General features: G+C 32.8%; 22 protein-coding genes. 12 read left to right on the plus strand and 10 right to left on the minus strand.

Translation table 11 applies throughout. The annotated features are described in order from the left end of the window. Positions 1–28 precede the first annotated feature (28 nt). Complete coding sequence (locus tag H033_RS20260) at positions 29–2,446, plus strand: hypothetical protein (protein WP_051227914.1); 2,418 nt, start codon at positions 29–31, stop codon at positions 2,444–2,446. Here H033_RS20260 and H033_RS0112910 read toward each other — a convergent pair. Then, positions 2,443–2,952, minus strand: coding sequence for a GreA/GreB family elongation factor (locus H033_RS0112910; RefSeq protein ID WP_026838680.1), 510 nt, complete (start codon positions 2,950–2,952; stop codon positions 2,443–2,445). The genes H033_RS20260 and H033_RS0112910 overlap by 4 nt on opposite strands. A 257-nt stretch (positions 2,953–3,209) precedes the next feature. Here H033_RS0112910 and H033_RS0112915 point away from each other — a divergent pair, with 257 nt between their 5' ends. The 3 genes from H033_RS0112915 to H033_RS0112925 all read left to right on the plus strand — a co-directional run bounded on the left by H033_RS0112915 (position 3,210) and on the right by H033_RS0112925 (position 7,032). Beyond that, positions 3,210–3,839 carry an HD domain-containing protein gene (locus H033_RS0112915; RefSeq protein ID WP_026838681.1) on the plus strand — a complete coding sequence of 210 codons (630 nt, stop codon included), beginning with the start codon at positions 3,210–3,212 and terminating at the stop codon, positions 3,837–3,839. Between the two features lie 87 nt (positions 3,840–3,926). Further along, positions 3,927–5,741: an SLC13 family permease gene (locus H033_RS0112920; RefSeq protein ID WP_026838682.1), complete on the plus strand. Its 1,815-nt coding sequence runs from the start codon at positions 3,927–3,929 to the stop codon at positions 5,739–5,741. 43 nt (positions 5,742–5,784) lie between these two features. After that, positions 5,785–7,032, plus strand: coding sequence for a glycosyltransferase (locus tag H033_RS0112925; RefSeq protein WP_034886218.1), 1,248 nt, complete (start codon positions 5,785–5,787; stop codon positions 7,030–7,032). Between the two features lie 275 nt (positions 7,033–7,307). On the opposite strand, the gene H033_RS0112930 is transcribed toward H033_RS0112925, so the two are convergent. Continuing rightward, entirely contained in the window at positions 7,308–8,651 is a 1,344-nt protein-coding gene (locus H033_RS0112930) for an aspartate kinase (protein WP_026838684.1), read from the minus strand. Between the two features lie 99 nt (positions 8,652–8,750). Between H033_RS0112930 and H033_RS0112935 the strand changes: the two genes are divergently transcribed. Further along, positions 8,751–9,398 (plus strand): hypothetical protein, encoded by a 648-nt coding sequence (locus H033_RS0112935; RefSeq protein ID WP_026838685.1) that lies wholly within the window; start codon positions 8,751–8,753, stop codon positions 9,396–9,398. A gap of 18 nt (positions 9,399–9,416) precedes the next feature. Here the strand turns inward: H033_RS0112935 and H033_RS21840 are convergent, their stop codons facing one another. The 3 genes from H033_RS21840 to H033_RS0112955 form a co-directional block, all read right to left on the minus strand. Continuing rightward, positions 9,417–9,569 (minus strand): hypothetical protein, encoded by a 153-nt coding sequence (locus tag H033_RS21840; protein ID WP_196809442.1) that lies wholly within the window; start codon positions 9,567–9,569, stop codon positions 9,417–9,419. Positions 9,570–10,040: 471 nt separating this feature from the next. Beyond that, positions 10,041–10,775 carry a phosphatase PAP2 family protein gene (locus H033_RS0112950; protein WP_026838687.1) on the minus strand — a complete coding sequence of 245 codons (735 nt, stop codon included), beginning with the start codon at positions 10,773–10,775 and terminating at the stop codon, positions 10,041–10,043. Between the two features lie 152 nt (positions 10,776–10,927). Then, complete coding sequence (locus H033_RS0112955) at positions 10,928–11,326, minus strand: 3D domain-containing protein (RefSeq protein WP_026838688.1); 399 nt, start codon at positions 11,324–11,326, stop codon at positions 10,928–10,930. Between the two features lie 326 nt (positions 11,327–11,652). On the opposite strand from H033_RS0112955, the gene H033_RS0112960 reads away from it, so the two are divergent. Further along, a complete protein-coding gene (locus H033_RS0112960) occupies positions 11,653–12,081 on the plus strand; it encodes a peptidylprolyl isomerase (RefSeq protein WP_026838689.1) in 429 nt (142 codons plus the stop codon). Positions 12,082–12,175: 94 nt separating this feature from the next. On the opposite strand, the gene H033_RS0112965 is transcribed toward H033_RS0112960, so the two are convergent. Genes H033_RS0112965 through H033_RS0112975 form a run of 3 tightly spaced genes read right to left on the minus strand, consistent with a single transcriptional unit; the run spans position 12,176 to position 15,529 of the window. Then, positions 12,176–12,859, minus strand: a complete 684-nt coding sequence (locus tag H033_RS0112965) for an N-formylglutamate amidohydrolase (protein ID WP_026838690.1) — start codon at positions 12,857–12,859, stop codon at positions 12,176–12,178. Beyond that, the gene (locus tag H033_RS0112970; RefSeq protein WP_026838691.1) at positions 12,856–14,076 is read right to left on the minus strand and encodes a glutamate-cysteine ligase family protein; all 1,221 of its coding nucleotides are present in this window, start codon (positions 14,074–14,076) and stop codon (positions 12,856–12,858) included. The genes H033_RS0112965 and H033_RS0112970 overlap by 4 nt, the downstream gene beginning before the upstream one ends. A 1-nt stretch (position 14,077) precedes the next feature. Next, positions 14,078–15,529, minus strand: a complete 1,452-nt coding sequence (locus H033_RS0112975; RefSeq protein WP_026838692.1) for a RimK family protein — start codon at positions 15,527–15,529, stop codon at positions 14,078–14,080. Between the two features lie 118 nt (positions 15,530–15,647). Here H033_RS0112975 and H033_RS0112980 point away from each other — a divergent pair, with 118 nt between their 5' ends. After that, a complete protein-coding gene (locus H033_RS0112980; RefSeq protein ID WP_026838693.1) occupies positions 15,648–16,937 on the plus strand; it encodes a dipeptidase in 1,290 nt (429 codons plus the stop codon). Positions 16,938–16,940: 3 nt separating this feature from the next. Here the strand turns inward: H033_RS0112980 and H033_RS0112985 are convergent, their stop codons facing one another. Then, positions 16,941–17,807, minus strand: a complete 867-nt coding sequence (locus H033_RS0112985) for an SdiA-regulated domain-containing protein (protein ID WP_026838694.1) — start codon at positions 17,805–17,807, stop codon at positions 16,941–16,943. Between the two features lie 195 nt (positions 17,808–18,002). Here H033_RS0112985 and H033_RS22305 point away from each other — a divergent pair, with 195 nt between their 5' ends. After that, positions 18,003–18,137: a hypothetical protein gene (locus H033_RS22305; RefSeq protein ID WP_262489308.1), complete on the plus strand. Its 135-nt coding sequence runs from the start codon at positions 18,003–18,005 to the stop codon at positions 18,135–18,137. Positions 18,138–18,469: 332 nt separating this feature from the next. Further along, a complete protein-coding gene (locus H033_RS0112995; RefSeq protein WP_026838695.1) occupies positions 18,470–20,770 on the plus strand; it encodes a penicillin-binding protein 1A in 2,301 nt (766 codons plus the stop codon). Here H033_RS0112995 and H033_RS0113000 read toward each other — a convergent pair. Then, on the minus strand, positions 20,764–21,129 hold the full coding sequence (locus H033_RS0113000) for a hypothetical protein (protein ID WP_026838696.1): 366 nt from the start codon (positions 21,127–21,129) through the stop codon (positions 20,764–20,766). The genes H033_RS0112995 and H033_RS0113000 overlap by 7 nt on opposite strands. A 144-nt stretch (positions 21,130–21,273) precedes the next feature. Between H033_RS0113000 and H033_RS20265 the strand changes: the two genes are divergently transcribed. The 3 genes from H033_RS20265 (at position 21,274) to H033_RS0113015 (ending at position 24,027) form a co-directional block, all read left to right on the plus strand. Further along, positions 21,274–22,104 (plus strand): DUF1853 family protein, encoded by an 831-nt coding sequence (locus H033_RS20265; protein ID WP_051227916.1) that lies wholly within the window; start codon positions 21,274–21,276, stop codon positions 22,102–22,104. A gap of 74 nt (positions 22,105–22,178) precedes the next feature. Further along, on the plus strand, positions 22,179–23,048 hold the full coding sequence (locus H033_RS0113010; protein WP_026838697.1) for a cation diffusion facilitator family transporter: 870 nt from the start codon (positions 22,179–22,181) through the stop codon (positions 23,046–23,048). 241 nt (positions 23,049–23,289) lie between these two features. After that, positions 23,290–24,027 carry an NYN domain-containing protein gene (locus tag H033_RS0113015; protein WP_026838698.1) on the plus strand — a complete coding sequence of 246 codons (738 nt, stop codon included), beginning with the start codon at positions 23,290–23,292 and terminating at the stop codon, positions 24,025–24,027. Positions 24,028–24,756 lie beyond the last annotated feature (729 nt).

Raw genomic sequence — 24,756 nt, forward strand, 5'->3', positions numbered from 1 at the left:
TTCTTTATCCAAGTTCTAAGTGTTTTGCTTGCAAAGATACATTTCTCCCCAAGTTTTCACCTTGATCCCAGATCTCTTCGATTATCTTAATTTAAAAAATGAAGTAGGGAATAACCCTACAGCTATTTCAGGTTTCATTATCAATCCTAATAACTCTTTTAAATTCGATATTCCTCAATACAAAATTCAGTATAAAGGAGATAGTTATCCTATATCTAAAAATGATTATATACTAACTCCTACCACGCTCTATTTAAGATCTTCACTTTTCGGAAAGATCTTCGGACTTAACACTAATTTCAATTATCGAAATCTATCTATAGATCTAACTACAGATATTGAATTACCCAAGGTTAAAGAATTACGCCTTGTAAACATGCGTAAAAACCTTAATAAGGTTAAAGGGGTAATAAATCCTGACACTTTAATGGAAAGGAAATACCCGTTTTTTAGAGCTGGTATGGCAGATTGGTCTGTAGTATCTACGCAGCAAACCGATGGTTTTAATGATAATAGATTAGCTCTTGGATTAGGAACTATGATAGCTGGAGGAGAAACCAATGTGCTTTTAAATTATTCTACTCGGATACCATTTACCTCCAAAAATCAATTCTATCAGTGGAAATATGTGAACAATAATAGTACGGTTTTCAAACAAGTAACTGCAGGTAAGATCTTTACCAGATCTACTTCTTCTCTTTTTGCCCCTGTAGTTGGAGTTCAATTAACCAATACGCCTGTAACTAACAGAAGATCTTTTGGTTCCTATACCCTTACCGATGTTACTGATCCTCGATGGACGGTAGAGCTTTATGTAAATAATGTCATGATAGATTTTACTGAAGCAGATGCTTCGGGATTTTTTACCTTTGAGGTTCCCTTGATGTATGGAAATACTATAGTGAATCTTAGATTTTATGGTCCCTATGGAGAAGAACGTACTGAAGAACGTATAATTAATATTCCATATAACTTTATACCAAAAAAAGAGCTAGAATATACGCTTAGTGCCGGAATAGTGGAAAACGAAGGGAATGATCGGTTTTCCAGATTTAATTTGAATTATGGACTTACTAATGGTTTTACCGTAGGAGGTGGTGTAGAATATTTATCCGACGTTACTTCGGGAGAGTTTATGCCATTTGTAAATACTTCAATAAGGATTGCATCTGGATTGCTTTTTTCTGGGGAATATATGTATAATGTTAAATCTGAAGGATTGTTAAGCTATAGAACTCCTTCCAACTTCCAGATAGATCTCAATTACGTTAATTATGACAAAGATCAGACTGCTATTAATTACAATTATTTGGAAGAACGTAAAATAAGTCTTTCATTACCTATAAGAACTAAATTATTTACAGCATATTCCAGATTTAGTATAAACCAGATCGTTCTCCCAACAACAAAATTCACGTCAGCTCAACTTTTAATGTCCGGAGCCTTATTTGGAATAAGCACCAATTTAACTACCTATGGATTGTTCACTGAACGATCTAAAAACCCAACAATTTACAGCACCTTATCCCAAACTTACAGACTACCCTATCAATTGCTTTTATCACCTCAATTGCAATACGACTTTAGCAATAATGCTGTTACTAATTTAATTGTGAGGTTAGAAAGACCATTTTTAAAACGCGGATTTGTAAATGTAGGTTTTGAAAATAACTTTTTGAGAAAGTCTCACATTTTTGAGATTGGTTTGAGATATAATTTGAATTTTACTCAAACCTCCCTTACCTCTAGAATTGGTAATTTAAACTCCACCTTTGTTGAATCTGCCAGAGGGAGTTTCCTTTTTGATGATCAAACCGGTTATATTACTGCCAATGATAGAAGTAGTGTGGGAAAAGGAGCAGTAACAATTATACCGTTCCTTGATTTGAATGGGAACGATAAATTTGATAAAATGGAACCTGGAGTTCCAGGATTAGAGGTGAAGAACATGGGAGGAAATGTCACTTATAATCAAGACCGAACTCAACTCCGAATTTATGACCTACAACCATATGTTAATTTAATAATTCAGGCTGATCCGTTGAGTTTGGATAATATTGCCTGGAAAATTGAAAAGCCTATAGTTGCACTAGAAACCGTACCAAATCAATTTAAAACGATATACATCCCAGTTAAGGTGATTGGAGAAGTTGCTGGTATGGTTTATATAAAAGATGAAAATGGAACTAAAGGACAAGGCCGAATATCCATTAATATTCTAAATAGTAACAATGAGCTGGTAGGGGAACTACTTACCGAAGGTGACGGTTATTTTACCTATTTAGGATTAAAGACAGGAAAGTACAAAGCAGTTATAGATCCAGAACAATTAGAAAATATAGGCTATACAGCAAATCCTGCTGAAATAGAGTTTACTATAGAACAATCTGAATTCGGTGATATTGTAGATGATCTGGAATTCATTTTAGAAAAGAAATCCAACTAATATTTTATGGTAACTATTTCTAATTCCTGCAGTTTTCCTGCCATAAAGACCTCGGCCTTTTCCTCAACTTTCTTTCCTGTTAAAGCCTTTGCCAATGGTGCTACAAATGCAATTTTATTTTCTTTGATATTTGCTTCATCTACTCCAACTATCTGAAATTCTTTTACTGATCCTTTTTGGTCTCCTGTTAAAAATTTAAAAGAGATCAAGGCTCCAAACCTTACTTCATTTTGTGGTTGCTCTTTTGGATCTAATATTCTGGCAGATGAGATCCTATCGATCAATAAATTCAATTTACCATTTAAGATTGCCAATGTATGCCTCCGCTCTTTATCTTCATCAATTTCTAAAGTAGAAATACTATGCTCCAACTCACCTCTCTCCTTGATCAGCTTTTCATAACCAAAAGGAGTGACATAATTTATTTCTCCAAGAGGTAAAACTGATCTTGCAGGTATAAAAGGTGCTTCTTCTTGATCATCTTCTTTTACAAATCCTCTACTCATAATTCAATTTTCTTTGCATTATTGAAATTAGGAAATATTTAATATAATTACAACATAAAGATGTTGCACTGTAAATGTAAAAGTTATAATATTTAAGATGAAAATGTAATAACATAATAAAAGGTTAAAAAAAATATTTGATTGAAGTATTACTTGAAATCTCGTAAATTTAGAAACGAAGTTTTATTGCTAAATCTTCAATCATTTTATAGAATAAAATCTAGAAAATATTTTAGAAACTGAAATAATATTTACAAATGGCTCTTAATTTTTTAAAAGGATTTAATAAAACGAATTTAGTTTCTAAAACCTATGAGTACTGCATCGACTTTTTAAATAATAGCAGATGTAAAACCCTTCCTTTTCATAGCGTACAGCATACAGATGATGTTTATCAATATGTAAGAACAATAGCAAATTATGAGGAGGTTTATGGATCTGACCTTGAGCCAATTCTTATAGCTGCATTATTCCATGATACCGGTATGGCAGAAACCTACATAGATCATGAAGAACAAAGTGTTATACACGCTACAGAATTTCTCAAAGAAAATGATTATCCATCAAGCAAGTTAGAGATTGTTCAAAATTGTATAATGGCAACTAAAATGCCACAGAACCCAAAAACAAAGGCTGAAAAAATTCTTTGTGACGCAGATCTATATCACTTAGGATTAGAGAGCTATATTTTTAGAAATGAGCGCCTTAGAGCAGAATGGGAACTTTTTTTTAATAATCAATTTTCAGATGAAGAATGGTTTGCTTTGAATGTAGACTTTTTAGACACCCAGAAATATCATACTTGGTTTGGTAAAACAGTACTAAACAATAGAAAAGATCTCAATTGTAAAATGCTTAAAGAAAGACATGAAAAATATAAGCACTAACTTACAATAGCCTCTTTATATTTGAACTGTAATTTTTATTTTATCTATGCCAAGTTCCACTTAACTTAACGTTAAATATTATAGGGTATGTCTATTGAAATTATCTTGATTTTTATAATTCTTGGCATCGTAATCATCCTTTTCGCGCTCGAGGTTTTCCCTGTAGATAAAATTGCGTTTTTCATTATGGTTAGTCTTTTGCTAGCTAAATTGATCACCCCAGAGGAAGCAATATCTGGTTTTGCTAATCCCGCTACAATTACCGTTTTAGCTTTAATGATCATTGCTATTGGACTAGAGACTAATGGAGTAATTAGTTGGCTTTCCAATGGTTTAAAAAATTTAAAGGGACTCCCTATTTATTTAATGATCCCCATTTTTATGCTCATAGCAGGAAGTATTTCTGCATTTATAAATACCACAGCTGTGGTTATTGTTTTTATTAAAGTAATCACAGAACTCTCCGCAAAATATGATATCCCAAGTGAAAAGTTACTATTACCGGTATCCTTTGCAGGAATTATTGGTGGAAGTTGCACGTTAATGGGGACTTCTACCAATCTTATTGTAAATGCAATTGCAATTGAGAAAGGTGTAGAGCGCTTTACATTCTTCGAGTTCACCAAGTATGGAGTAATATTTTTAGGAATCACAATACTTATTGTTAGCCTATTATATAAATTTTTACCGAGCAAAGGAAAAATTGATATCAGCAAAGATTATAATCTGGATGAATATATTACCAAGATTATAATCAACAAAGGTTCCGAAGTAATAGGCAAAAAGATATTAGACACCTTTTTTCATGATAATATGGAGGTGGAGATCTTAAGATTAAATAGGGACGGGATCATTAATGATCGCCCAGGTAAATACACCATTCTCAAGGCAAAAGACCAATTACTTTTAAGATGTAATCTTGAGAATTTGGTGAAGCTTAAAGAGCAGAAAGGATTCTCTGTAATTAATAAGGATAGCAAAAAAATGACACTTCCAATTATAGATGCTGAAGGTTTGGAAGAGAATATTCAAGTAGTGGAAATTTTGATGCTTCCTAATTCCCCATTGATAGGAAAAAGTATACGATCTGTTGGTAATTTCGATTTACAGGGAGCCGTACCATTGGCTATTAAAAAAAGGAATAGTTTCCGGCATCCCGAAGACAGAGTTTTTCGTAATAAACGGGATGAGATAGAGCTTCGGGTGGGAGATCGTTTGCTAGTAGAAGTTTCTACGAAAGCGCTTTCTGATCTTGGAAAGATAGATAACATTACCATCCTGCAACAACATCATGAAATAGAAGTAAAGAAAAAATCCAAAAGACTAATTTCACTTGGAATATTAGTGATAGTAGTTGCGCTTTCAGCATTTTCTATATTTCCAATTTTACAAAGTGCTTTGGTTGGTGTTTTTCTTATGATCTTCACAAAATGTTTGGATCTAGGGAAAGCTTATTCTCAAATCAATTGGCAGGTGATCTTTCTTTTGGCGGGAATGATACCGCTTGGAATAGCCATGAGCAATAGCGGTGCAGATATGTGGATCGCTGATCATTTATTGGCACTTTTTACAGAACAATCCAGCACTATTATTATTGGAATTCTATTTCTAGTTACTATGATCTTGAGCGGCTTCGTTTCTAATAATGCAACGGCAATTATCATTACCCCAATCGCGATTACCATAGCAAGCACGATGCAACTAGATCCAAAACCTTTTATAATGGCTATTATGTTTGCAGCAAATTTCAGTTTTTTCACTCCAGTGGGTTATCAAACCAACACCTTAATTTATGGAATGGGAATATATAAATTCAAGCATTTTTTAATAATTGGGGGGTCAGTTTCTTTGGTACTTTGGATTGTTGCTTCTTTACTCCTTTCAGGAACTTTCACAGTTTAGCTTCCATCGCTTGATAATAATCAAGTATTTTTGAATAAAAAAAATGATTAGGGTTTTAGTAATAGGATATGTGTGGCCAGAGCCCAATTCTTCTGCAGCAGGTAAACGGATGCTTCAGTTATTGGAATACTTCACTTCCTCTAACTACAAAGTGATTTTTGGAACCACAGCTGCTCCTTCAACAAATGCTGCAAATCTTTTAGAACTTGGAATCACTTCAGTAAAAATTGAATTAAATAATAGCAGTTTTGATTCCTATATTAATGAACTTCAGCCGGAAATAGTTCTTTTTGATAGATTTATGATGGAGGAACAATTTGGATGGCGGGTAAGCAAAAATTCTCCTTCTTCTATAAAAATATTAGATACCGAAGATCTACATTTTCTGCGGAATTATAGAGAGAAAGATTTGAACAGCACAGATTCTATTACCAATTCTGAGTTAGCTAAACGGGAAGTAGCAAGTATTTATAGATGCGATCTAAGTCTTATTATTTCTGAAGTTGAGATGAATCTATTAAAAGAAACTTTTAATGTTTCAGAAAGTCTCTTGCTTTATATTCCTTTTTTATTCAACAGGCTGATAGATTCAGAAATTAAACTTCTCCCCTCTTTCGAAGAAAGACAGCACTTTGTTAGCATCGGGAATTTTAAACATAAGCCAAATGTAGATGCTGTTAAGTATTTAAAAAAAGACATCTGGCCTCTAATTAGAAAAGAACTTCCAAATGAAGAACTCCACGTTTATGGAGCATATCCTACGGCATCTGTTCTTCAATTAAATAATCCGAAGGAAAATTTTTATGTAAAAGGCTGGGTCAAGGATGCTGAAGTAATTGTGAAAAGTGCTAAAGTTAGTCTTGCTGCACTGCGATTTGGAGCTGGTTTAAAAGGCAAACTTACCGAAGCAATGCAATGTGGCACTCCAGCAGTTACAACAAGTGTAGGAGCCGAAGGCATGCAAGGAGGACTCGCATGGAATGGCTTTATAGAAAATGATCCAAAACTCTTTGCTGAAGCTGCCATTAAACTTTATACTACAAAAGCTCTCTGGCAAGAATCTCAGTTAAATGGATATCAACTTATAAATAAGCTCTATAATAAAGACGATTATTATAAGGTCTTACATAAAAAATTGAATCATCTAAAAGAAAAGCTTTCTCATCACAGAGAAAACAACTTTATAGGCAGCATGCTTATGCATCATAGGCTAAAGAGCACACAGTATTTATCTAAATATATTGAAGTGAAAACCGAATTGGAAATTTTGAAATCTTCAAATAAAAATTAATAGCATTCGATATCCATTTTATGTCCTACGTCCAATTATCCTCTTTGAAATGATCGCGTCACCTCGTCCAGAACCTTAAGGACAGCATTGCATTGTCATCCCGACGGGAGGAGGGATCTCTTATCAAAGAGATTCTGTTATCAGATAATTCTAGACTCCTTCAGATAGCTTTCATGATATTTTCTGCTTTTCAAACTGAGCACAAAGTTTGCTATTAATTAGTTGAAAACTACTTTCTAATTAGATGCAGACAATCAGTTTGATCGTTTTTATATCTAGTGAGTAGGGACAAATTCTTTTTCTTTCTGAAGAAATAAGTTTTTATGTAAGGCTTTTAGTGCACTAACTTTATTTTCTGTAGCAACTAAAAGTGAAACATTATTGAAACTTCCACCATAAGAGATCATACGTACAGGGATTTCATTTAGAATTTCGAATAATTTGAAAGTATTTGGGTCTTTAATAAGACCTTCTCCAACAATACAAATAATGCTATGATCCATTTCTACGGTAATGTCCCCATATTCCTGTAGTTGATTCAAGATCTGATCTAAATTTTTAGTGTCGTCTATAGTAAGCGAAATTGCAATTTCTGAAGTCGTGATCATATCTATAGCGGTTTCTAAATTATCGAATATTTCGAATATTTTCTTTAGAAAACCATGCGCCATCAACATTCTATTAGACTTTATTTTAATAGCTGTAATGCCATCTTTTGCTGAAATTGCTTTGAGTCCACTTCCATTAATTTCTGAAGATATTTTAGTTCCTTGTAAGCTTGGTGTAAAGGTGTTTTTAAGATAGATAGGAATATTTTTATCTATTACTGGAGATATGGTTTGTGGATGCAATATTTTGGCACCGAAATATGCAAGTTCAGCTGCTTCTTCAAAAGTTAAGTTAGCTAAAGGATGTGTATCTTCTACATATCTGGGGTCGTTATTGTGAAAGCCATCTATATCTGTCCAAATTTGAACTTCATCTGCGTTTAGAGCAGCTCCTAGAATGGTAGCTGTATAATCGCTCCCTCCTCTTTTTAAAGTGCTCACACGGTTAAATTTATCTATCCTTACAAATCCTTGAGTTATGTAGATCATGTCACTTTCTGCCTTGTGTAATAAAGGAGCAATTCTATTAGCGATCTTACTAGTATCGGGGTTTTCTAGATTCCCTACATACATAAATCGTTTTGCATCGAGAAGTGTATTATTTATTTGGAAAGAAGAAAGATATTCTGAAAAGATATAGGTAAGCAGCGTTTCCCCAAAAGTGAGAATCCTATTTGTATTATTTTCCGAATATTCATGTAATAATAAGGAATCAAATTCTTTAAACAAATTATTTAAACCAGTTCTTACACTCTTATTAGTAGCTGGATTAGTTATTAATTTTTCGAGAAGATCAATATGTTTAGTTTTAAGCTCGTTACTTAAAGCTTGTATTTCTCCTTGATCGCCATTTTTGATCATTTCGGTAATAGTTACCAAATAGTTAGTAACTCCAGACATTGCCGAGAGGACTATCATCCTAGGTCCTTGAACGGATTGAATTATATCCCGAACATTATATATACTTTCTGCAGTCCCTACAGAAGTGCCTCCAAATTTTAAAACTCTCATTTTATTTATTTTAAAATGCATAATTAGTGAGAGTTCTAATAATGAAGAAAAAACAAATAGAATTTATATATATTTACACAAAATGTATATTATTTAACAATGAACACTATAACCTCTTGTGTACACGGCATGTTAAGACATCAACCATTTTTGGATGATGCGCTGTCAAAAGATCTATTAAATTTTAGTGCGTTAGCAGAACATTTGCAACCAGAAGTTGAAAAGATCTTAAGAAAACCTGTAAAACAGGGATCTATCATTATGGCTTTGCGTAGATATTCCCCTCAACGAAACCTTTTAAAAAATGCAAATTTAAGAGAAATGGGAGATATTGTGGTAAGGTCTGGAATTACAGAATTTACCTATTTAAATTCTAACACATTACTTGGAAATCAAGCTATGCTCATGAATTCAGTAAAAGATCAAATAGGGGTATATTTAAATTACTCCAGTACCTACCAAGAGAGTAATATATTGGTATCTACAGATCTAAAAGAAAGAGTAGAAGATTTTTTTAAGGATGAAACTCTGGTTTCTGTAAAAAGTGAACTATCTAGTATTACAATTGCATTACCAAAGAACAGTTCTAAAACAGTAGGGCTATATTTTTATATATTTAAGCTCTTAGCTTATGAAGGAATTCCTGTATTTGAGATGATATCTACCTCGAATTACTTTGCTTTATTCTTGGAGAAAGAATACATAAATCAGGCATTTTTATTACTTAATGAAATAAAAATCTCTTAGAAGATTAGATTTTAAATTCTACCAGTAATCAAAATAAACCCCTGTCATTGCAACACCTGCTGCCAATATAACAAGTATTATTAAAATAAAAACAACTCCAAATCTTGTTTTTTTGTTGTCTTGTAAAATATAATCTTCAGATTGATTGTCTTTCTTGTCTCTGATTTGCATAAAATAATTTTTTTTCAAATTTAATTAAATTAATCTTCAAGAATTGTAAAAAAATTATAAAATGAGAATGGTGAAATTTACAAATAATTAATTTTATCTTAAAAATTAAGAACACTTACAACATATCTCTATTTTTACACAATTGAAAAAATAAGGTAATGAAAAATATTTTAAGAGCACTATTAGCAGGCTGGGGTGCGAAAAAGTTTGGTGGAGGTTGTGGTTGTTTCGGTATAATTATAGTGTTTATAATTTTATGGATCCTGTTAGGATATCTAGGACTTAATTAATTATCTACTAATAAGAATTTCTTAGAATAAATTCAACACTAATCAAGAACCTTGGGGCAAGCCCGCCCGAACGGTACGGGCGGGCCCACGAGGTATGTCCCGATGGTTCGGGAGGAAAATACTTTTGAAAATTCGAGGCATCCCGAATCATCGGGACGGGGAATTAAACCTCAATGAGGGATTAAATTTTACGTTCTTCTTCTCTTCGGAATAGATCTATAATATTGAATATTAGAACGCAAAACATAAGCCAAATAGTTCCAGCAATTATACCTCCGGCAATATCTGAAGGAAAATGAACTCCTAAATAAATTCTACTTATACCAATACTCACAATAAGAAATGAGCAAAGAAAGATCAGGCTTCCTTTTAGCCACTTATTTATCTTTAGAAAATAACATAGATAAATTAAAAACCCGTAGAATGCAGTTGCACTCATAGCATGACCACTAGGATAACTAAGGGTCTGTACGGAAACTAAATGCTCTGCGGTTGGTCGTGCACGATTTATCACTTCCTTTAAAGCTAGGTTTGAAAGCCCAGAAACTATTATAACAAATACTAATTGTACCACATAACGCCAGTTTTTAAATTTAAAATAGAATAATAGCGAGCAAATTGTAGTAACTACGATGTAGCCATAAAGATCTCCAAGATTGGTTATAAATTGAAGGATGTTATTTAAATTAGGTGATCTAAATGAGATCACATATTTCGTGATAGCGCCATCATATTTAGATATAAGATTACTATTGAGTGTATTTGTTAATTCTACAAAAACATTGATGCCAACCACAACTATTATCAAAGCTAAAATTATAGATATTATAAAAGGTAATTTATGATTATACTGATGGAATTTATTTCTTAAAATAGATTCTAATCCGCGTAAGAAATCAATAATTTGTTCTTTCATATATAGTTATGCTAACAGCCTGAATTCATAAATTAGAAAGCGCTAATTTAAAGAGTAAAACTAAAGAAAATCTAAGGACTTTTAAAATAAGAGAGAGAAACCGATAATCTGAATATTTGGAGAATATTTAAAAAACAATAAAAAGCAATGCTCTACTTATTGTTTTCCACAAGGGTATCCTTTTGGACGAGATACTGTATACTTATTTTCTTTCTTCCCCAATTCTTTGCTTTTTTAACATCCACGCCCATATAGATATCAATTTTATTTCTCCAGCGATGGTGCATCTTATCTTTAACGAAAAATATTCCAGTTAAACCATCTATCTTCACGGGAGTATTATACACCATTCCCTTTTTCATAAGATCTCGAGAAATAGCAATCACATTCATACCTGGTTTTAAAGTATCTCCCCAGGCAGTTATCTTTGGGTTTCCTTGATTTTGATAAGCCAAAGAATTGTATGCACTAGCAGTGACTTCAATAGTTTTCCAATTCACAGCTTCTACATCAGTTTCTTTAGGTTCTTTACAACTCACGTAAAAAGTCATAAAAAAGGCAAAAAAAGGGATAGATGTAATCTCCAGAAAAAATCTAGTCATTGCTCTAATTTTTAGAATATTGATTATAACTGACATAATTACCGATTATTGCTTAAACCTGAAATAATAGCATCCATAAACATCAATTTACAAAAAATCATCACTATTATAGTCAGTATTAATGCTTAAGGACTTGTTTTTAGGTGATAAGTACCAAGAAGTTGTTCTAAAACCATCATTCAGGACTTTGGCAAGGTTATGGCACATTGGATAATACAACATGTAAATCTCAATATTGAAGTTTACATATTTTAGAAATTGAAAAAAAAACATTTATGAGTCAAGTTAAAGAGAAAGACACAGTAAAAGTACATTACACAGGAAAATTAGCAGACGGACAGGTTTTTGACAGTTCGGAAGGAAAAGATCCAATTGAATTCACTTTAGGTCAAGGTCAGTTAATCCCTGGATTTGAAAATGGTCTTATCGATATGAAATTGAATGAGAAAAAAACAATCAATATTCCAATGACCGAAGCATATGGCGAGCCACGTGCAGAATTAGTACAGGAAGTAGAGAAAAGTCAGTTACCACCAGAAATCACTCCAGAAGTTGGAATGGGATTAGTTTCTAAAGGGCCAGATGGTCAAGAAATGAATCTTTTGGTTGCTGAAGTAAAAGATGATACTATTGTAGTAGATGGAAATCATCCTCTAGCAGGAAAAGATCTTGTTTTTGATCTTGAAGTAGTAGAGATTAAGTAATAATAATTTTCTTAATTATTCGCCTCATAATTAGATTTCGTACTAATGTTACAAATTTAATTATGAGGTTTTTTATGTCTTTAATTTTATAGTTTTACTTAAGTTTATTTAAAGAATTGAAAATAGCTGATTTTAATTTTAGAGGAAACACCTTATCTTCTAAAATGAATTTCTGATTGATCTCCAACTCTATTCCAGTGTAATTTTGAGGAAATTTATTTCTTAAATACGTAGTAAAACCATCGGCTGTCCCTAGATAAGGATAATTATATCTAATTCTAAAGTCGGGCAATTCAGCTATTAAATTTTGCTTCAGTTGCTTACTGTTTAATTTTTCAGAATTTCTGGATGGATCGTATAATATTCCGATATCAGTATTTCTAATCTCGCCATTCAAGATAGGTGTAAAACTGTGAAATGATATATGTACTACCTCCTCCCCTTTTTTAATCAGTTGTAAAATTTCCTCTTCAATTTTATCCCGATAAGGATCGTAGAATTCACTTATCAATTTCGATTTGTTTTCTGTAGATAATGAAGCTGAGAATTCTGAAAATAATTTAGGATGATGTTTAGATCTATTAAGTTCAATTAATAATCTACTCACAATATTAGATATAGAAAAGTCGCTTAAAGATTTACAAAAATCTAAAAGATCTAAAGAACCATAATCTATACCTCGGTGAGAATTAAGAGCAACCTTGGCATTCACAAATAAGCTTTTGTATTTTTCAGGAATTATATTCCCTCCATGCTCACAGGTGAAGACTAATTTCAAGGCTTGTAAAAATTATTGGTTTCTAAGCAAGTAACCAATTCAGAATAAACCGAATTTATATTAGCAGGGGAATAATCATTAAAAATTCCTTTTTGGATTCTTGTAGCTAAACTTCCGTGGGATAGAATAAATTCAATCGATTTTCTATGTTTAGGAGAAATCCCATCAGATACTCTTTCATACAATGTTTCCCATAATTCGCCTGCGGTACATTCTGCATGAACATCAAACAAATTTAAATAGCGGGAATTAGTTATGTGGGTGTTTTCAGCGTCTTCTATAATATCATTAAAAATGGCAAAGAGTTCATCTTCATGCCAATTCTTCTGATCTTCTATAGAAACTAATTCCTCCGAAACTAACAATTTTAGAGTTTCAATAATTAAAACAGCTATTGCTATATCTGCTTTTGGGCATTCCTGTATATCTATAACTCTTATTTCAATCGCATTTCTATCAAACCTGGCTATTGCACCGCGTGAATTAAGAAAATGTTTATCGAGGATATTATCAGTATCAAAAGGTGCTATTGCATTATTAATGGGATCAAAGATCTGTTTTTTATAATCCTCCTTATTAAAAACTTGTTCTGGAATTACCTTACCCGTCATTTCGGGAATTTCTTTCTGATTGGTCTTATAAACTTCCATTCTACTATCTAAAAACCCAGTATTCTTACCTTCAAAAATAGGAGAACTGGCACTAAGAGCGGGGATAATTGGAAGTAAAATCCTGATTGCAGCATGTAATTTACCAAACTCCTCGTCCCCATAAAATGGCAAATTAAGATGCATGCTTTGCACATTGCTCCAACCATGTCCTCTACAATCAAAGATCTTGTTATATAAAGCGTAGATCTCACTATAATGATGAGCCCACAGCTTCATTTCCTTTTCTGGATCCATAAGTGGATGAGAAGCGCTTGGCATTAATTTAGCGTCTTCTACGAGTAGCAATTTATTGATCTCTTTGATGTTTTTATGAAATAATTCATCCAGATCTTCTAATTGCTTTGTAGGACCATTAGTCTTCAGCTCCACCACATGAGCTACCAACTCATTGCTCCATTCTATTTTTCCATTAGAAACGTCAGATGTTATTGAACCATTTTTAAGGATCATTAATTTATCTACTATTGGGGTGATCTTAAGATTGGTAGCTTTTACTAGCATATATTCCAATTCTATCCCAAAAACTTCAAAAAGCCGATAACTCATATTATTTTTTTTCTAATCTGTTCTTTAATGCCGAAAGGATTTTAATATAGACTTCATCTCCATAAAATCTATCTTCTACTCCCGCATCGATATTTGGATTATCATTAATTTCTATGACCAAAGCTTCCCCATCTACTTCCTTAACATCTATTCCAAATAAACCCAATCCCATAAGTTTAGCCGATCTTAAAGCCACATCCATTACCTTTTTAGGCACATCTTCTATAGCTAAACAATCTGCATTTCCATCTTGATCATCTTTCTTGGAAGCATCCCAATTATAGATTTGCCAATGCCCCTTAGCCATATAATATTTACAGGCAAAAAAAGGCTCATTATCTAAAACACCAATTCTCCAGTCATATTCTGAAAAAGAAAATTCTTGAGCGATGATAAGATCAGATTTTTTGAGCATAGAGTTAACCAACTCATTATATTCTTCTACTGTCTTTGCTTTTTTAACTCCAAAAGAAAAAGTTGAATCGGGAGATTTTAATACACAAGGCAATCCGGTGATTTTTAAAACCTCCTCTTTATTATGCTTATGTACAATAACCGTTTTTGGCGTTGGAATATTGGCATTTTGCAAAGCTTCTGCCATGTATACTTTATTACAACACTTTAAAATTGCTCCTGGATAATCTATTAATGCGATTTCCTCCTGTTGCGCCTTTCTGGCAAAGGCGTAAGCTTCATTATTCACCTCTGTACTTTGTCTTATAAATAAAGCATCAAAAGAAGATAACCTGGAAAGCTCCTTTGGCGAAATAACTTCTACATAGAAGTTCATCTTTTCTGCCAGCTCTGTGAATTTCTTGATAGCTTTAACATTACTTGGTGGAGCAGGATCTCCAGATTGCACCAAAATTGCGAGGTCATATTCTGCAGCGCTTGATTTTGCGGTATCATAACGTTTCTTTGCGAAATATTCTGAAGCGAATAAATACATGCTTTCTTTATGATCTTCTTGAATTTCAGATTCTGAAATTGCTCGTATACTTTTTATATGCCATTTTGTAGTAAAGTTAAAATGTATCCTTAAAAATGGAATCTGAAAAGATCTGAAGAACATCGTGCTCAATTCTTTGTATTTCTGTGCTACATTTTGCCCAAAATAAACACTCAGAATAAATTCTTTGGATTTTATGTTTTTAAGACTTTTTTGAATAAGATCATCAAAATCATCGGCTACAATTTTCACCAATTTAGGTTGATTAAGATCTACTATATTCTTTACTGTGGGTATGGCTCTATGATCTCTAGCTTCTGCGAGTAGAGAGACATAGTATCCTTTAGATTGATACGAATAGTCTTTGCATAAATTAAAAACTCTGGCCTTTTTAAGATTGGAATATTCAGAATTCGTTAGATAATCCTGAGCAGAGATCACCGCAATATTATCTACAGCAATTTTCCATTTTTCAGGGTGGCTTACTACAATTAATTTCTTCATTTATAGATTTAAGAACAGATCAAATTTAATTGAAAAATACATTCAATATTAAAAATTATGATAGCATGTAAAATATAATTATTAAATTCCGAATAAATTAATAATTGACAAACTTTCTATGAAATTCACTCTCATTCTTATAATAAGTATCTTAAGTATTCATTCTTTTTATGGCCAGAATAAAGAACAATCAGAAATGTGGAAAAAAGCGAAAGCAATTCATGAAAAAGTGATTACTATAGATACTCATGACGATATAAATATCAATAATTTCACTGCTAATCGTAATTACACACAAGATCTTAATACACAAGTAAACCTCCCAAAAATGATGGATGGCTGCTTAGATGTGGCTTGGTTTATAGTATATACCGGTCAAGGAGAATTGAATGAAGCTGGATATACTGCAGCCTATAATAATGCGATTTCCAAATTTGAAGCGATCCATAGATTAACAGAGGAGATCGCGCCAGATAAAATTGGACTGGCAACTTCTTCTAGTGAGGTTAGAAATTTGGTGAACGAGGGGAAATTGGTGGCTATGATTGGGGTAGAAAATGCTTATCCAATTGGCGAAGACCTCTCTAACATAGAGAAATTCTACGACCTTGGTGCTAGATATATGTCTTTAGCTCATAATGGTCACAGCCAGTTAAGCGATTCTAATACCGGAGAAGCAGATAATGTTTGGCTGCATAATGGTTTAAGTGAGTTGGGGAAAGAAGCAATATCCGAAATGAATAGATTGGGTATCATGATAGACGTTTCGCATCCTTCCAAAGAAGCCATTAAACAGATGTTCGAACTTTCAAAAGCTCCATTAATTGCATCTCATTCTTCTGCAAGAGCATTGTGTGATCATAGTAGGAATTTAGATGATGAACTTTTAGGATTATTTAAAGAACATGGTGGAGTGATACAAACCGTTGCTTTTAGTTCTTATGTAAACACCAATAAACACAATGCCTATTACGCTGCTGTAAATGCAATTTATAATCAGGAAGGAAAGGAATCTGGGTTTATGGTATTGTCCAGAGACAGTATAAGAAGTTTAGATGAAGCAGAAAAAGCTATTTACGAGGAAGACTATTCTAAAATAGTAAACAAATCTTCTCAAAAAATTAAAGAACTAAGACAAACCAATGGCCCGGTAGATGTATCAGATTATATTGATCATATAGACTATCTAGTTGAAAAAACAGGAATTAACCACGTAGGGATTAGCTCCGATTTTGATGGTGGTGGCGGAGTTGAAGGATGGCGTGATGCTTCGGAAACTTTTAATGTAACACTGGAATTAGTGAAAAGAGGATATACTGAAGAAGAAATAGCAAAATTGTGGGGAGAAAATCTTTTGAGAGTTTTAGATGAAGTTGAAGCAGTAGCTAAAGAAATTCAGAAAAGCTAGAAATCACTTTTTCTCTGGTTTTTTATCTAAAGTTACTTTAAGGATATTTCCTAAACCTCCAGAGCCTTCATTAGAGATATACATATGTCCTTGATCGTCGAATGTTAAACCTTCTGGTTGTCCAAATTGTTCTTCTTTAAGTACATGAAGTTTTTTAATTGATCCACTGGAATTTAAAATTAAGATCTTAGGATTGGTTGACTCTAAAACATAAATGTCTCCAGTAATTGGATGCACCGTGACTTCAGAAGGCTCTATGATTTGCTGATCTATTTTTTGTTCAAGGATCTTAAAAGCAGGATCGTTAAATTTAATCTCGTATGCAGGCTTCTCCTCTATTGTCTTAGTTTTTAAATTGAAAGCATAAATAGGTTTTGAATTCTTATCGGCTTTGTTCTTAATACTAAGGAGCAACCTATTCCTTTTTTTTTCCCAAGCAATTCCTTCCCATTCAAATTCTTTTGACATTCCAGTAGAATATTCATTTACTACTAAAGAATCTTTCTGGAAATTTAAAACTTCAAATATTACCCCGTCGCTTCTAAGAACGTACGCATCTTTCCCTACTAATGTAATTCCTTCGTAATCTCCATCCTCTCCAAAAACTATTTGTTTATCTATTTGGGAAGTTTTTGTGTTATAAATAAAAATAATTGCTTCTTCATCTTCTACACATGCAATGTGCTGGTTATCTATCCAAGAAATTCCAGAAATTTCTTCCAAAATAATAGGCATGTCCCATTTTTTATCTATTTGAACAAATTTTGCTCCAGGAAAATCTCTATTGGGTGCAATACCACCAAAAGAGTAATAAATCAGGGCTACCAATGCAAACACACCCAGAATAATAAAGATTGCTATTTTATTCATAATCCAAAAATAAACATTTAATGATACCGTGAAGTTAAGGTATTCCAAAAGTTACTATAGATTTCACCTATATAAACTCCTAAAAGAAGGCTTTAATAGTTAAATAAGTGTTAAATAGTACTATTTTATACATAGTACTGTAACAAATTTAATTTCGGCTCGTCTATTAAGTATATAACAATTAAAACATTCATCATGAGAACATCAGAAAACATCAGTCAGAATTTTAGCGGAATCAAAGAAGGAGATCTAACCCACAAAAGACACTTCTTGAATCTTGGAAAATCCACCAGACATACCTGGTATGGCAGAAGAAGATTTGGAGTATAAATTTATCCAAGGCCATTAGAATTATAAAATAGCCGAACAAATTCTGTTTCGGCTATTTTTTTTGTCTCCTTTTAATCAAGAACCTCGGGGCAAGCCCACGAGATATGTCCCGATGGTTCGGGAGGAAAATACTTTTAAAAATTTGAGGCATCCCGAATCATCGGGACGGGGAATTAAACCCTCAATGAGGGATTAAATTTTTCGTTTTAAATCTTTACCCCGCCCCTATTTTTTATTTATTGAAATATTAGTTTTCAAAATTCTTAAAATTAACAAAACACCATCTATAAATTTTATTAGTATTCGTTTATTTGTAAACCTTAACTTATACTATGTTTCAACGAATTAAAAGGTCCCCAAAATTAAGGTGGTTATTGATAATAATGGCAGCTATATTTGCTGTTTTTATACTATTTTATTTCAGCATTTATTTTGGAGTTTTTGGCGAAATTCCCTCTACTCAAAATCTAAAAGATCTTAAACAAAATCAAGCTACACAGGTTTTGTCTTCTGATGGAGATCTAATTGGTAAATATTATATTTTTGATAGACAACCAGTCACATCAAACCAAATCCCCAAACATTTAAAAAACGCATTGGTAGCTACTGAAGATGCTCGATTCTATGAACATAATGGAATTGATAGCCGAAGTTTGCTAAGAGTATTTTTCAAATCCTTGATGCTACAAGATAGATCTTCTGGAGGTGGGAGTACCTTAACACTACAACTTGCAAAAAACTTATATGGCAGGAAAGATTACGGATATTTTGGGATTGTAATAAATAAGTTTCAAGAATCTATAATTGCCAGTCGTTTGGAAGAAATCTACGATAAAGAAGAAATTCTAACACTTTACCTTAATACGGTTCCTTTTAGCGACAATACTTTTGGGATAGAAAGTGCCGCCATGAAATTCTTTAATAAGAGTACCAAGAATCTTTCATTGGAAGAATCGGCTGTATTAATAGGCATGCTAAAGGCTAATCATTCTTATAACCCGAGAATTTTTCCTGAAAAAAGTAGATTCCGTCGTGATGTTGTTTTTCAGCAAATGGAGAAATATGGGTATTTGACGGAAGAACAAATGCAACAGGCAAAACAATCTGATATTAAATTAGATTATCAATATTATAATCATGATCAGGGATTGGCTCCATATTTTAGAGAACAACTTAGAAAAGATGTTACTGATATTTTAGATACTTTGAAAAACAAAGATGGCGGGAGTTTTAATATTTATAGAGACGGATTAATAATCCATACTACATTAAATTCCAAAATGCAGGAATATGCTGAAGCTTCAGTTAATTCCCATATGTCTAAATTACAGCAATCCCATGAACAGTCATACGGGACAAGAGCTCCTTGGCTTACAAATAAAACATTGATCTTAGATGCTGTAAAGCGCACCAAATCCTATAAAAAATTAAATAAAGAAGGATTATCTGATGATGAAATATTAGTAGAATTAGATAAAAACCCGAGAGAAAGAGAACTTTTTAATTATGGTAAAGAAGAACTGGTAAAAGGAACAACTTTAGATAGTATTAAACATTATCTTAAATTTTTAAATACTGGGTTTCTAGCTGTAGAACCTTCAACAGGAGCTGTAAAAGCCTGGGTTGGAGGGGTAGATTTCGAAAGTTTTAAGTACGATCATATTTCGCAAAGTAAGAGACAAGTAGGCTCTACTTTTAAGCCTATAGTATACACAGCAGCATTAGAAAATGGGATCCCACCATGCTCCTATTTTTCTATTCGGGAGGTAACCTATCAAGATGGATGGACTCCTTCAAATTCTGGTCCCACCGAAGACGATCCAGATATGAATTATAACATGAAATATGCATTAAGCAATTCCATAAATACCATCGCCGTAAAAGTGCTGATGGAAACTGGGGTTGGTAATGTTATTTCTCAAGCAGAGAAAATGGGGATTGAATCTAAACTGCCTCAAGTTCCTTCCATTGCCTTAGGTACAGCAGAGATCAGCTTAAAAGAATTGGCTAAGGCCTATACTGGTTTTGCTAATAATGGAAGATCCTCTGAACCTTATTATATCTCAAGAATAGAAGATGGAAAAGGTAATTTATTAGTAGAATTTAAACCTAAAACTCAAAATAAGGCGGCTTATTCTGAAACCACTCGTGAAATAATGATCGAGATTATGAAAGCAACCGTTAATGAGGGTACAGCAACAAGGCTTAGAAGTACCTACGGATTACAGAATGATATCGCCGGGAAAACAGGAACCACTCAATCTAATAAAGACGGATGGTTTGTTGGCCTAACGCCAGAACTTTTAGCCGTAACCTGGGTAGGAGCTGATGATCATAGAATTGGCTTTAGAAATACGAGTATAGGGCAAGGCGCAAATTCTGCCTTACCCATCTTTGCTTTATTCCTTCAGAAAATAAATGAGGATCCTAATTTTGGTGCTATTAGTAATGCAAGATTTGGTAATCCTTCTGCAGAAGTGGTTTCGTTAATGGATTGCGAAGCAAGCGAAAAAGATGGTTTCTTTGATAAGTTATTCGGGAAATCTGATAAAAAAAGAGATCGTGAAAATGATGATAAAAAGAAAAAAGGCTTCTTTAATAAACTATTTGGGAAAAAGAAAAAAAATCAATAACTAACAAAAAAGTTTTCTGCCCAGTGTTTAGCATCATCTAAATTTTGAAAAAAAGCAAAGGAACTATTAAATTTTTCCTGCTCTAAAATAGCTTTTTTTCTTACTTCTTCATTTTTTGAAACAATAGCAATACCTTTTACTTTTTTTAAAATACCAGGGGAATAAGCATCTAATTTTAAAGTATAATTAGATATTCTATTGGAAATAAGCACAAATTTTTTTCCATTAAATTGATCTACTATGGTTTGTATAGTCTTTTCTGCAATGGCTGAATTTACTACAATATTGGCATTAGCCTCTATTATAACATAGGAGTCATAAAATTCCATTTTATAAAACTCTGTGATCTTTTCTATCATTGAAAAAAATTAAAGTGTAAAATTACTTAAAATCGTTGAAAAATGTTAACACTGTATTAAAAACGTTAAAAAATTAATCAATTTTGTTAAACAATAAAATGCTATTTTTTCGTAAAAAAGATATTAAACAGCTAATTATCATGTATGTATAATAGAATTGAAAATCAATTTGAAGGTTTTATCAAGACTCCTTCTATCTTTGAAAACTCAAATTATAATGGATTCAAGGTATTTAAATTTCCAGATAAAATATCTTATACTTCTTCTAATAAGATTTTGGAAAAGGATTTTTCTGAAAATTTGGTTCTAGGAAAAAGGGTAGAATACTTTTTCTTGGCAGCAATAAAAGATTCGTCAGAACATCAAATAATTGCAAACAATATTCAAATAAGCGATAAGCATCGAACATTAGGAGAGTTGGATTTTATTGTGATGGAACTTGAAACTTCAAAAATCCTTCATATTGAATTAATGTATAAATTTTATGTCTACGATCCTGAAGTTCCAATTGAAATGGAACGTTGGATAGGTCCCAATAGAAGGGATTCTTTGCTTCAGAAGATCGAGAAGGTTAAAACAAATCAATTTCCATTATTACATACTCCTGAAACTGAAAAATATCTAAAATCCATAGATATAGGCTCTAAAGATATTCAGCAAGAAATTTGTTTTAAGTCTAGCTTATTCATTCCTAAAAAATTAAAATCATATAATTTCTCACATATCAATAAAGAGTGTATTGTTGGATTTTGGGTTCATTTAAAAGATTTCAGCGAATACAATCAAGATGGTTTGGAATTCTTTGCTCCAGAAAAGCAAGACTGGCCTATAGATCCAAAAAACGGCGATGAATGGTTTAGTTTTAAAGAAGTTGGTGAACAAATCCAAAATCTGCATTTAAGAAAAAAATCTCCAATTATATGGATAAAGAAGATAGATGGAAGTTTTGAAAGAATTATTGTGGTTTGGTGGTAATCTTTATTTTCTTTGAAGAATTAAATATAATATCTTTAACCCCTTCTCACCCTAACCTGTACTGAAATAGTTCTATGAATTCTAATTTTGACGAAGCAGTAAAAACAACTTATCTTAGTATTTTAGGGAATATATTTCTTGCAATTGCAAAAGGAATTACAGGGATTTTCGGAAACTCTTATGCATTAATCGCTGATGCTATTGAATCTACTACAGATGTATTCTCGTCCATATTAGTTTTATTAGGGATTCGATATGCTAATAAACCTGCTGATGACAATCATCCTTATGGACATGGAAAAGCAGAACCGCTTATAACCTTCGCTATTGTTGGTTTTTTGGTAGTTTCGGCAACTATAATTGCTTATGAAAGTATTGCACATATTAGAACTCCTCATGAAGCTCCCAAGTCCTATACCCTTATAGTTCTTGGAATCATCATAATAATAAAAGAGGTCTTTTATAGAATTGTCTCTAAAAAAAGTGAGGAAATAAATAGCACGGTTCTAAAAGCTGATGCCTGGCACCATAGAAGTGATGCTATCACTTCTCTAATGGCATTTATTGGAATCTCTATAGCTTTATTTATGGGGAAAGGTTACGAAACAGCAGATGATTGGGCTGCATTATTTGCTTCTGGCTTCATTTTGTATAATGCATATCTTATTATGAGACCTGCCTTGGGAGAAGTTATGGACGAACATATGTATGACGATCTTATTGAAGAGATAAGAAAGTATTCAGAAAATATTCCCGGAGTACAGGAAACCGAAAAATGTTTTGTTAGAAAAGCAGGAATGACCTATCATGTGGATCTTCACATTGGAGTAACCAGAACTATTACTGTAGAAGAAGGACATGATATTTCACATAATGTAAAAAATGAAATATTGTTGAAGATGCCACAAATTGCAGATGTTCTAATTCATATAGAACCAGTTTGAAAATATGGCGTTGAGTAGCTTTTTAGAAGATAAGTATTATTAGTTAATCAATTTACTAACTGATGTTTACTAAGAGGAATTATTTTCTTTTACATTCAAGAACATCGAGACAATCGGAGAAACAATGCGCACGGCGCTAAATAATAATAATAATTAAAAATATAAAATCACGGCAGGCGTCAAGATTCTAAACCCTCAATAAGGGATTAAAATCTTAACTTAGCATATAAAATTTAAAAAAATGGAAAATAACTTAGCCGTACTTATAGATGGAGATAACATTCCTTCAGCATATGTAAAAGAGATGATGGAAGAAATCGCTAAATACGGTAATCCTACAATTAAAAGGATTTATGGTGACTGGACCAAGCCACAGCTTTCTAAATGGAAGAATGTGTTGTTGGAAAATGCTATTAATCCAATTCAGCAATATGGATATACTCAAGGAAAGAATGCGACAGATTCAGCGATGATAATCGATGCTATGGACATTCTGTATTCTAATAAAGTACAAGGATTCTGTTTGGTATCTAGTGATAGTGATTTTACAAAATTAGCAACCAGATTAAGAGAATCTGGCTTAAATGTAATTGGAATTGGAGAAAAGAAAACTCCGGAACCTTTTATCGTTGCTTGCGATAGATTTATTTATATCGAAATTTTGGGATCTCATCCAAAACAACAAGAATCTGAAAATAACGTTGATAAAGATAAAAAGAAGCAAAGCGTAGATAAAGTTACTCCTAAAGTAATTAACCTAATATCCAGCACTATTTCTGATGTTGCAGATGAAGATGGCTGGGCGTTTCTAGGAGATGTTGGAGGCTTGCTTCAGAAAAAACAACCAAACTTTGACTCCAGAAACTATGGATTTCAAAAATTAACTCCTATGATAAGCTCCATAAGTAATTTTGAATTGGAATCTAGAGAGAATCAAAATGGTAGATTCAAATTGATCTATGTAAGAAACAGAGCTTAAAACACTTTGTTTTTGCCTATTGTCATTCCGTCCAGATAGCTATCGGGAGAGGAAACTCAATGAAAATTTAGAACTTCATTGAGATTCTTCAGGTCGTTGCACTCCTTCAGAATGACAGTTTTTTTTGTCATTCCAACAAAGGAGGAATCTCAGTGAATATTGGAACTTCATTGAGATTCTTCAGGTCGTTGCTCTCCTTCAGAATGACAGTTGATTGTCATTCCGACGAAGGAGGAATCTCAGTGAAAATTAAAACTTCATTGAGATTCTTCAGGTCGTTGTACTCCTTCAGAATGACAGTTGATTGTCATTCCGACAAAGGAGGAATCTCAGTGAAAATTAGAACTTTAATGAGATTCTTCAGTTCGTTGCACTCCTTCAGAATGACAGTTGATTGTCATTCCGACGAAGGAGGAATCTCAATGAAATTTAGAACTTTATTGAGATTCTTCAGTTCGTTGAACTCCTTCAGAATGACAGTTTTTTTTGTCATTGCGACAAAGGAGGAATCTCAGTGAATATTAGAACTTCATTGAGATTCTTCAGGTCGTTGTACTCCTTCAGAATGACAGTTGATTGTCATTCCGACGAAGGAGGAATCTCAGTGAATATTAAAACTTCATTGAGATTCTTCAGTTCGTTGTACTCCTTCAGAATGACATTTTAAAATTACGTCAATGGTACATGTCGAAGCACTCAAAGTTCAACAGGCTCAGTGTAACAGGCAAA

This window comes from Gillisia sp. JM1, from assembly GCF_000424645.1.
In the GTDB taxonomy this organism is placed as follows: Bacteria; Bacteroidota; Bacteroidia; order Flavobacteriales; family Flavobacteriaceae; genus Gillisia.

What these genes read in the sequence shown, in the direction of transcription:
- H033_RS0112910 (WP_026838680.1), bottom strand. Translation starts at nt 2,952, where the DNA reads ATGAGTAGAGGATTTGTAAAAGAAGATGATCAAGAAGAAGCACCTTTT.
- H033_RS0112915 (WP_026838681.1), top strand. Translation starts at nt 3,210, where the DNA reads ATGGCTCTTAATTTTTTAAAAGGATTTAATAAAACGAATTTAGTTTCT.
- H033_RS0112920 (WP_026838682.1), top strand. Translation starts at nt 3,927, where the DNA reads ATGTCTATTGAAATTATCTTGATTTTTATAATTCTTGGCATCGTAATC.
- H033_RS0112925 (WP_034886218.1), top strand. Translation starts at nt 5,785, where the DNA reads ATGATTAGGGTTTTAGTAATAGGATATGTGTGGCCAGAGCCCAATTCT.
- H033_RS0112930 (WP_026838684.1), bottom strand. Translation starts at nt 8,651, where the DNA reads ATGAGAGTTTTAAAATTTGGAGGCACTTCTGTAGGGACTGCAGAAAGT.
- H033_RS0112935 (WP_026838685.1), top strand. Translation starts at nt 8,751, where the DNA reads ATGAACACTATAACCTCTTGTGTACACGGCATGTTAAGACATCAACCA.
- H033_RS21840 (WP_196809442.1), bottom strand. Translation starts at nt 9,569, where the DNA reads ATGCAAATCAGAGACAAGAAAGACAATCAATCTGAAGATTATATTTTA.
- H033_RS0112950 (WP_026838687.1), bottom strand. Translation starts at nt 10,775, where the DNA reads ATGAAAGAACAAATTATTGATTTCTTACGCGGATTAGAATCTATTTTA.
- H033_RS0112955 (WP_026838688.1), bottom strand. Translation starts at nt 11,326, where the DNA reads ATGACTTTTTACGTGAGTTGTAAAGAACCTAAAGAAACTGATGTAGAA.
- H033_RS0112960 (WP_026838689.1), top strand. Translation starts at nt 11,653, where the DNA reads ATGAGTCAAGTTAAAGAGAAAGACACAGTAAAAGTACATTACACAGGA.
- H033_RS0112970 (WP_026838691.1), bottom strand. Translation starts at nt 14,076, where the DNA reads ATGAGTTATCGGCTTTTTGAAGTTTTTGGGATAGAATTGGAATATATG.
- H033_RS0112975 (WP_026838692.1), bottom strand. Translation starts at nt 15,529, where the DNA reads ATGAAGAAATTAATTGTAGTAAGCCACCCTGAAAAATGGAAAATTGCT.
- H033_RS0112980 (WP_026838693.1), top strand. Translation starts at nt 15,648, where the DNA reads ATGAAATTCACTCTCATTCTTATAATAAGTATCTTAAGTATTCATTCT.
- H033_RS0112985 (WP_026838694.1), bottom strand. Translation starts at nt 17,807, where the DNA reads ATGAATAAAATAGCAATCTTTATTATTCTGGGTGTGTTTGCATTGGTA.
- H033_RS22305 (WP_262489308.1), top strand. Translation starts at nt 18,003, where the DNA reads ATGAGAACATCAGAAAACATCAGTCAGAATTTTAGCGGAATCAAAGAA.
- H033_RS0112995 (WP_026838695.1), top strand. Translation starts at nt 18,470, where the DNA reads ATGTTTCAACGAATTAAAAGGTCCCCAAAATTAAGGTGGTTATTGATA.
- H033_RS0113000 (WP_026838696.1), bottom strand. Translation starts at nt 21,129, where the DNA reads ATGATAGAAAAGATCACAGAGTTTTATAAAATGGAATTTTATGACTCC.
- H033_RS20265 (WP_051227916.1), top strand. Translation starts at nt 21,274, where the DNA reads ATGTATAATAGAATTGAAAATCAATTTGAAGGTTTTATCAAGACTCCT.
- H033_RS0113010 (WP_026838697.1), top strand. Translation starts at nt 22,179, where the DNA reads ATGAATTCTAATTTTGACGAAGCAGTAAAAACAACTTATCTTAGTATT.
- H033_RS0113015 (WP_026838698.1), top strand. Translation starts at nt 23,290, where the DNA reads ATGGAAAATAACTTAGCCGTACTTATAGATGGAGATAACATTCCTTCA.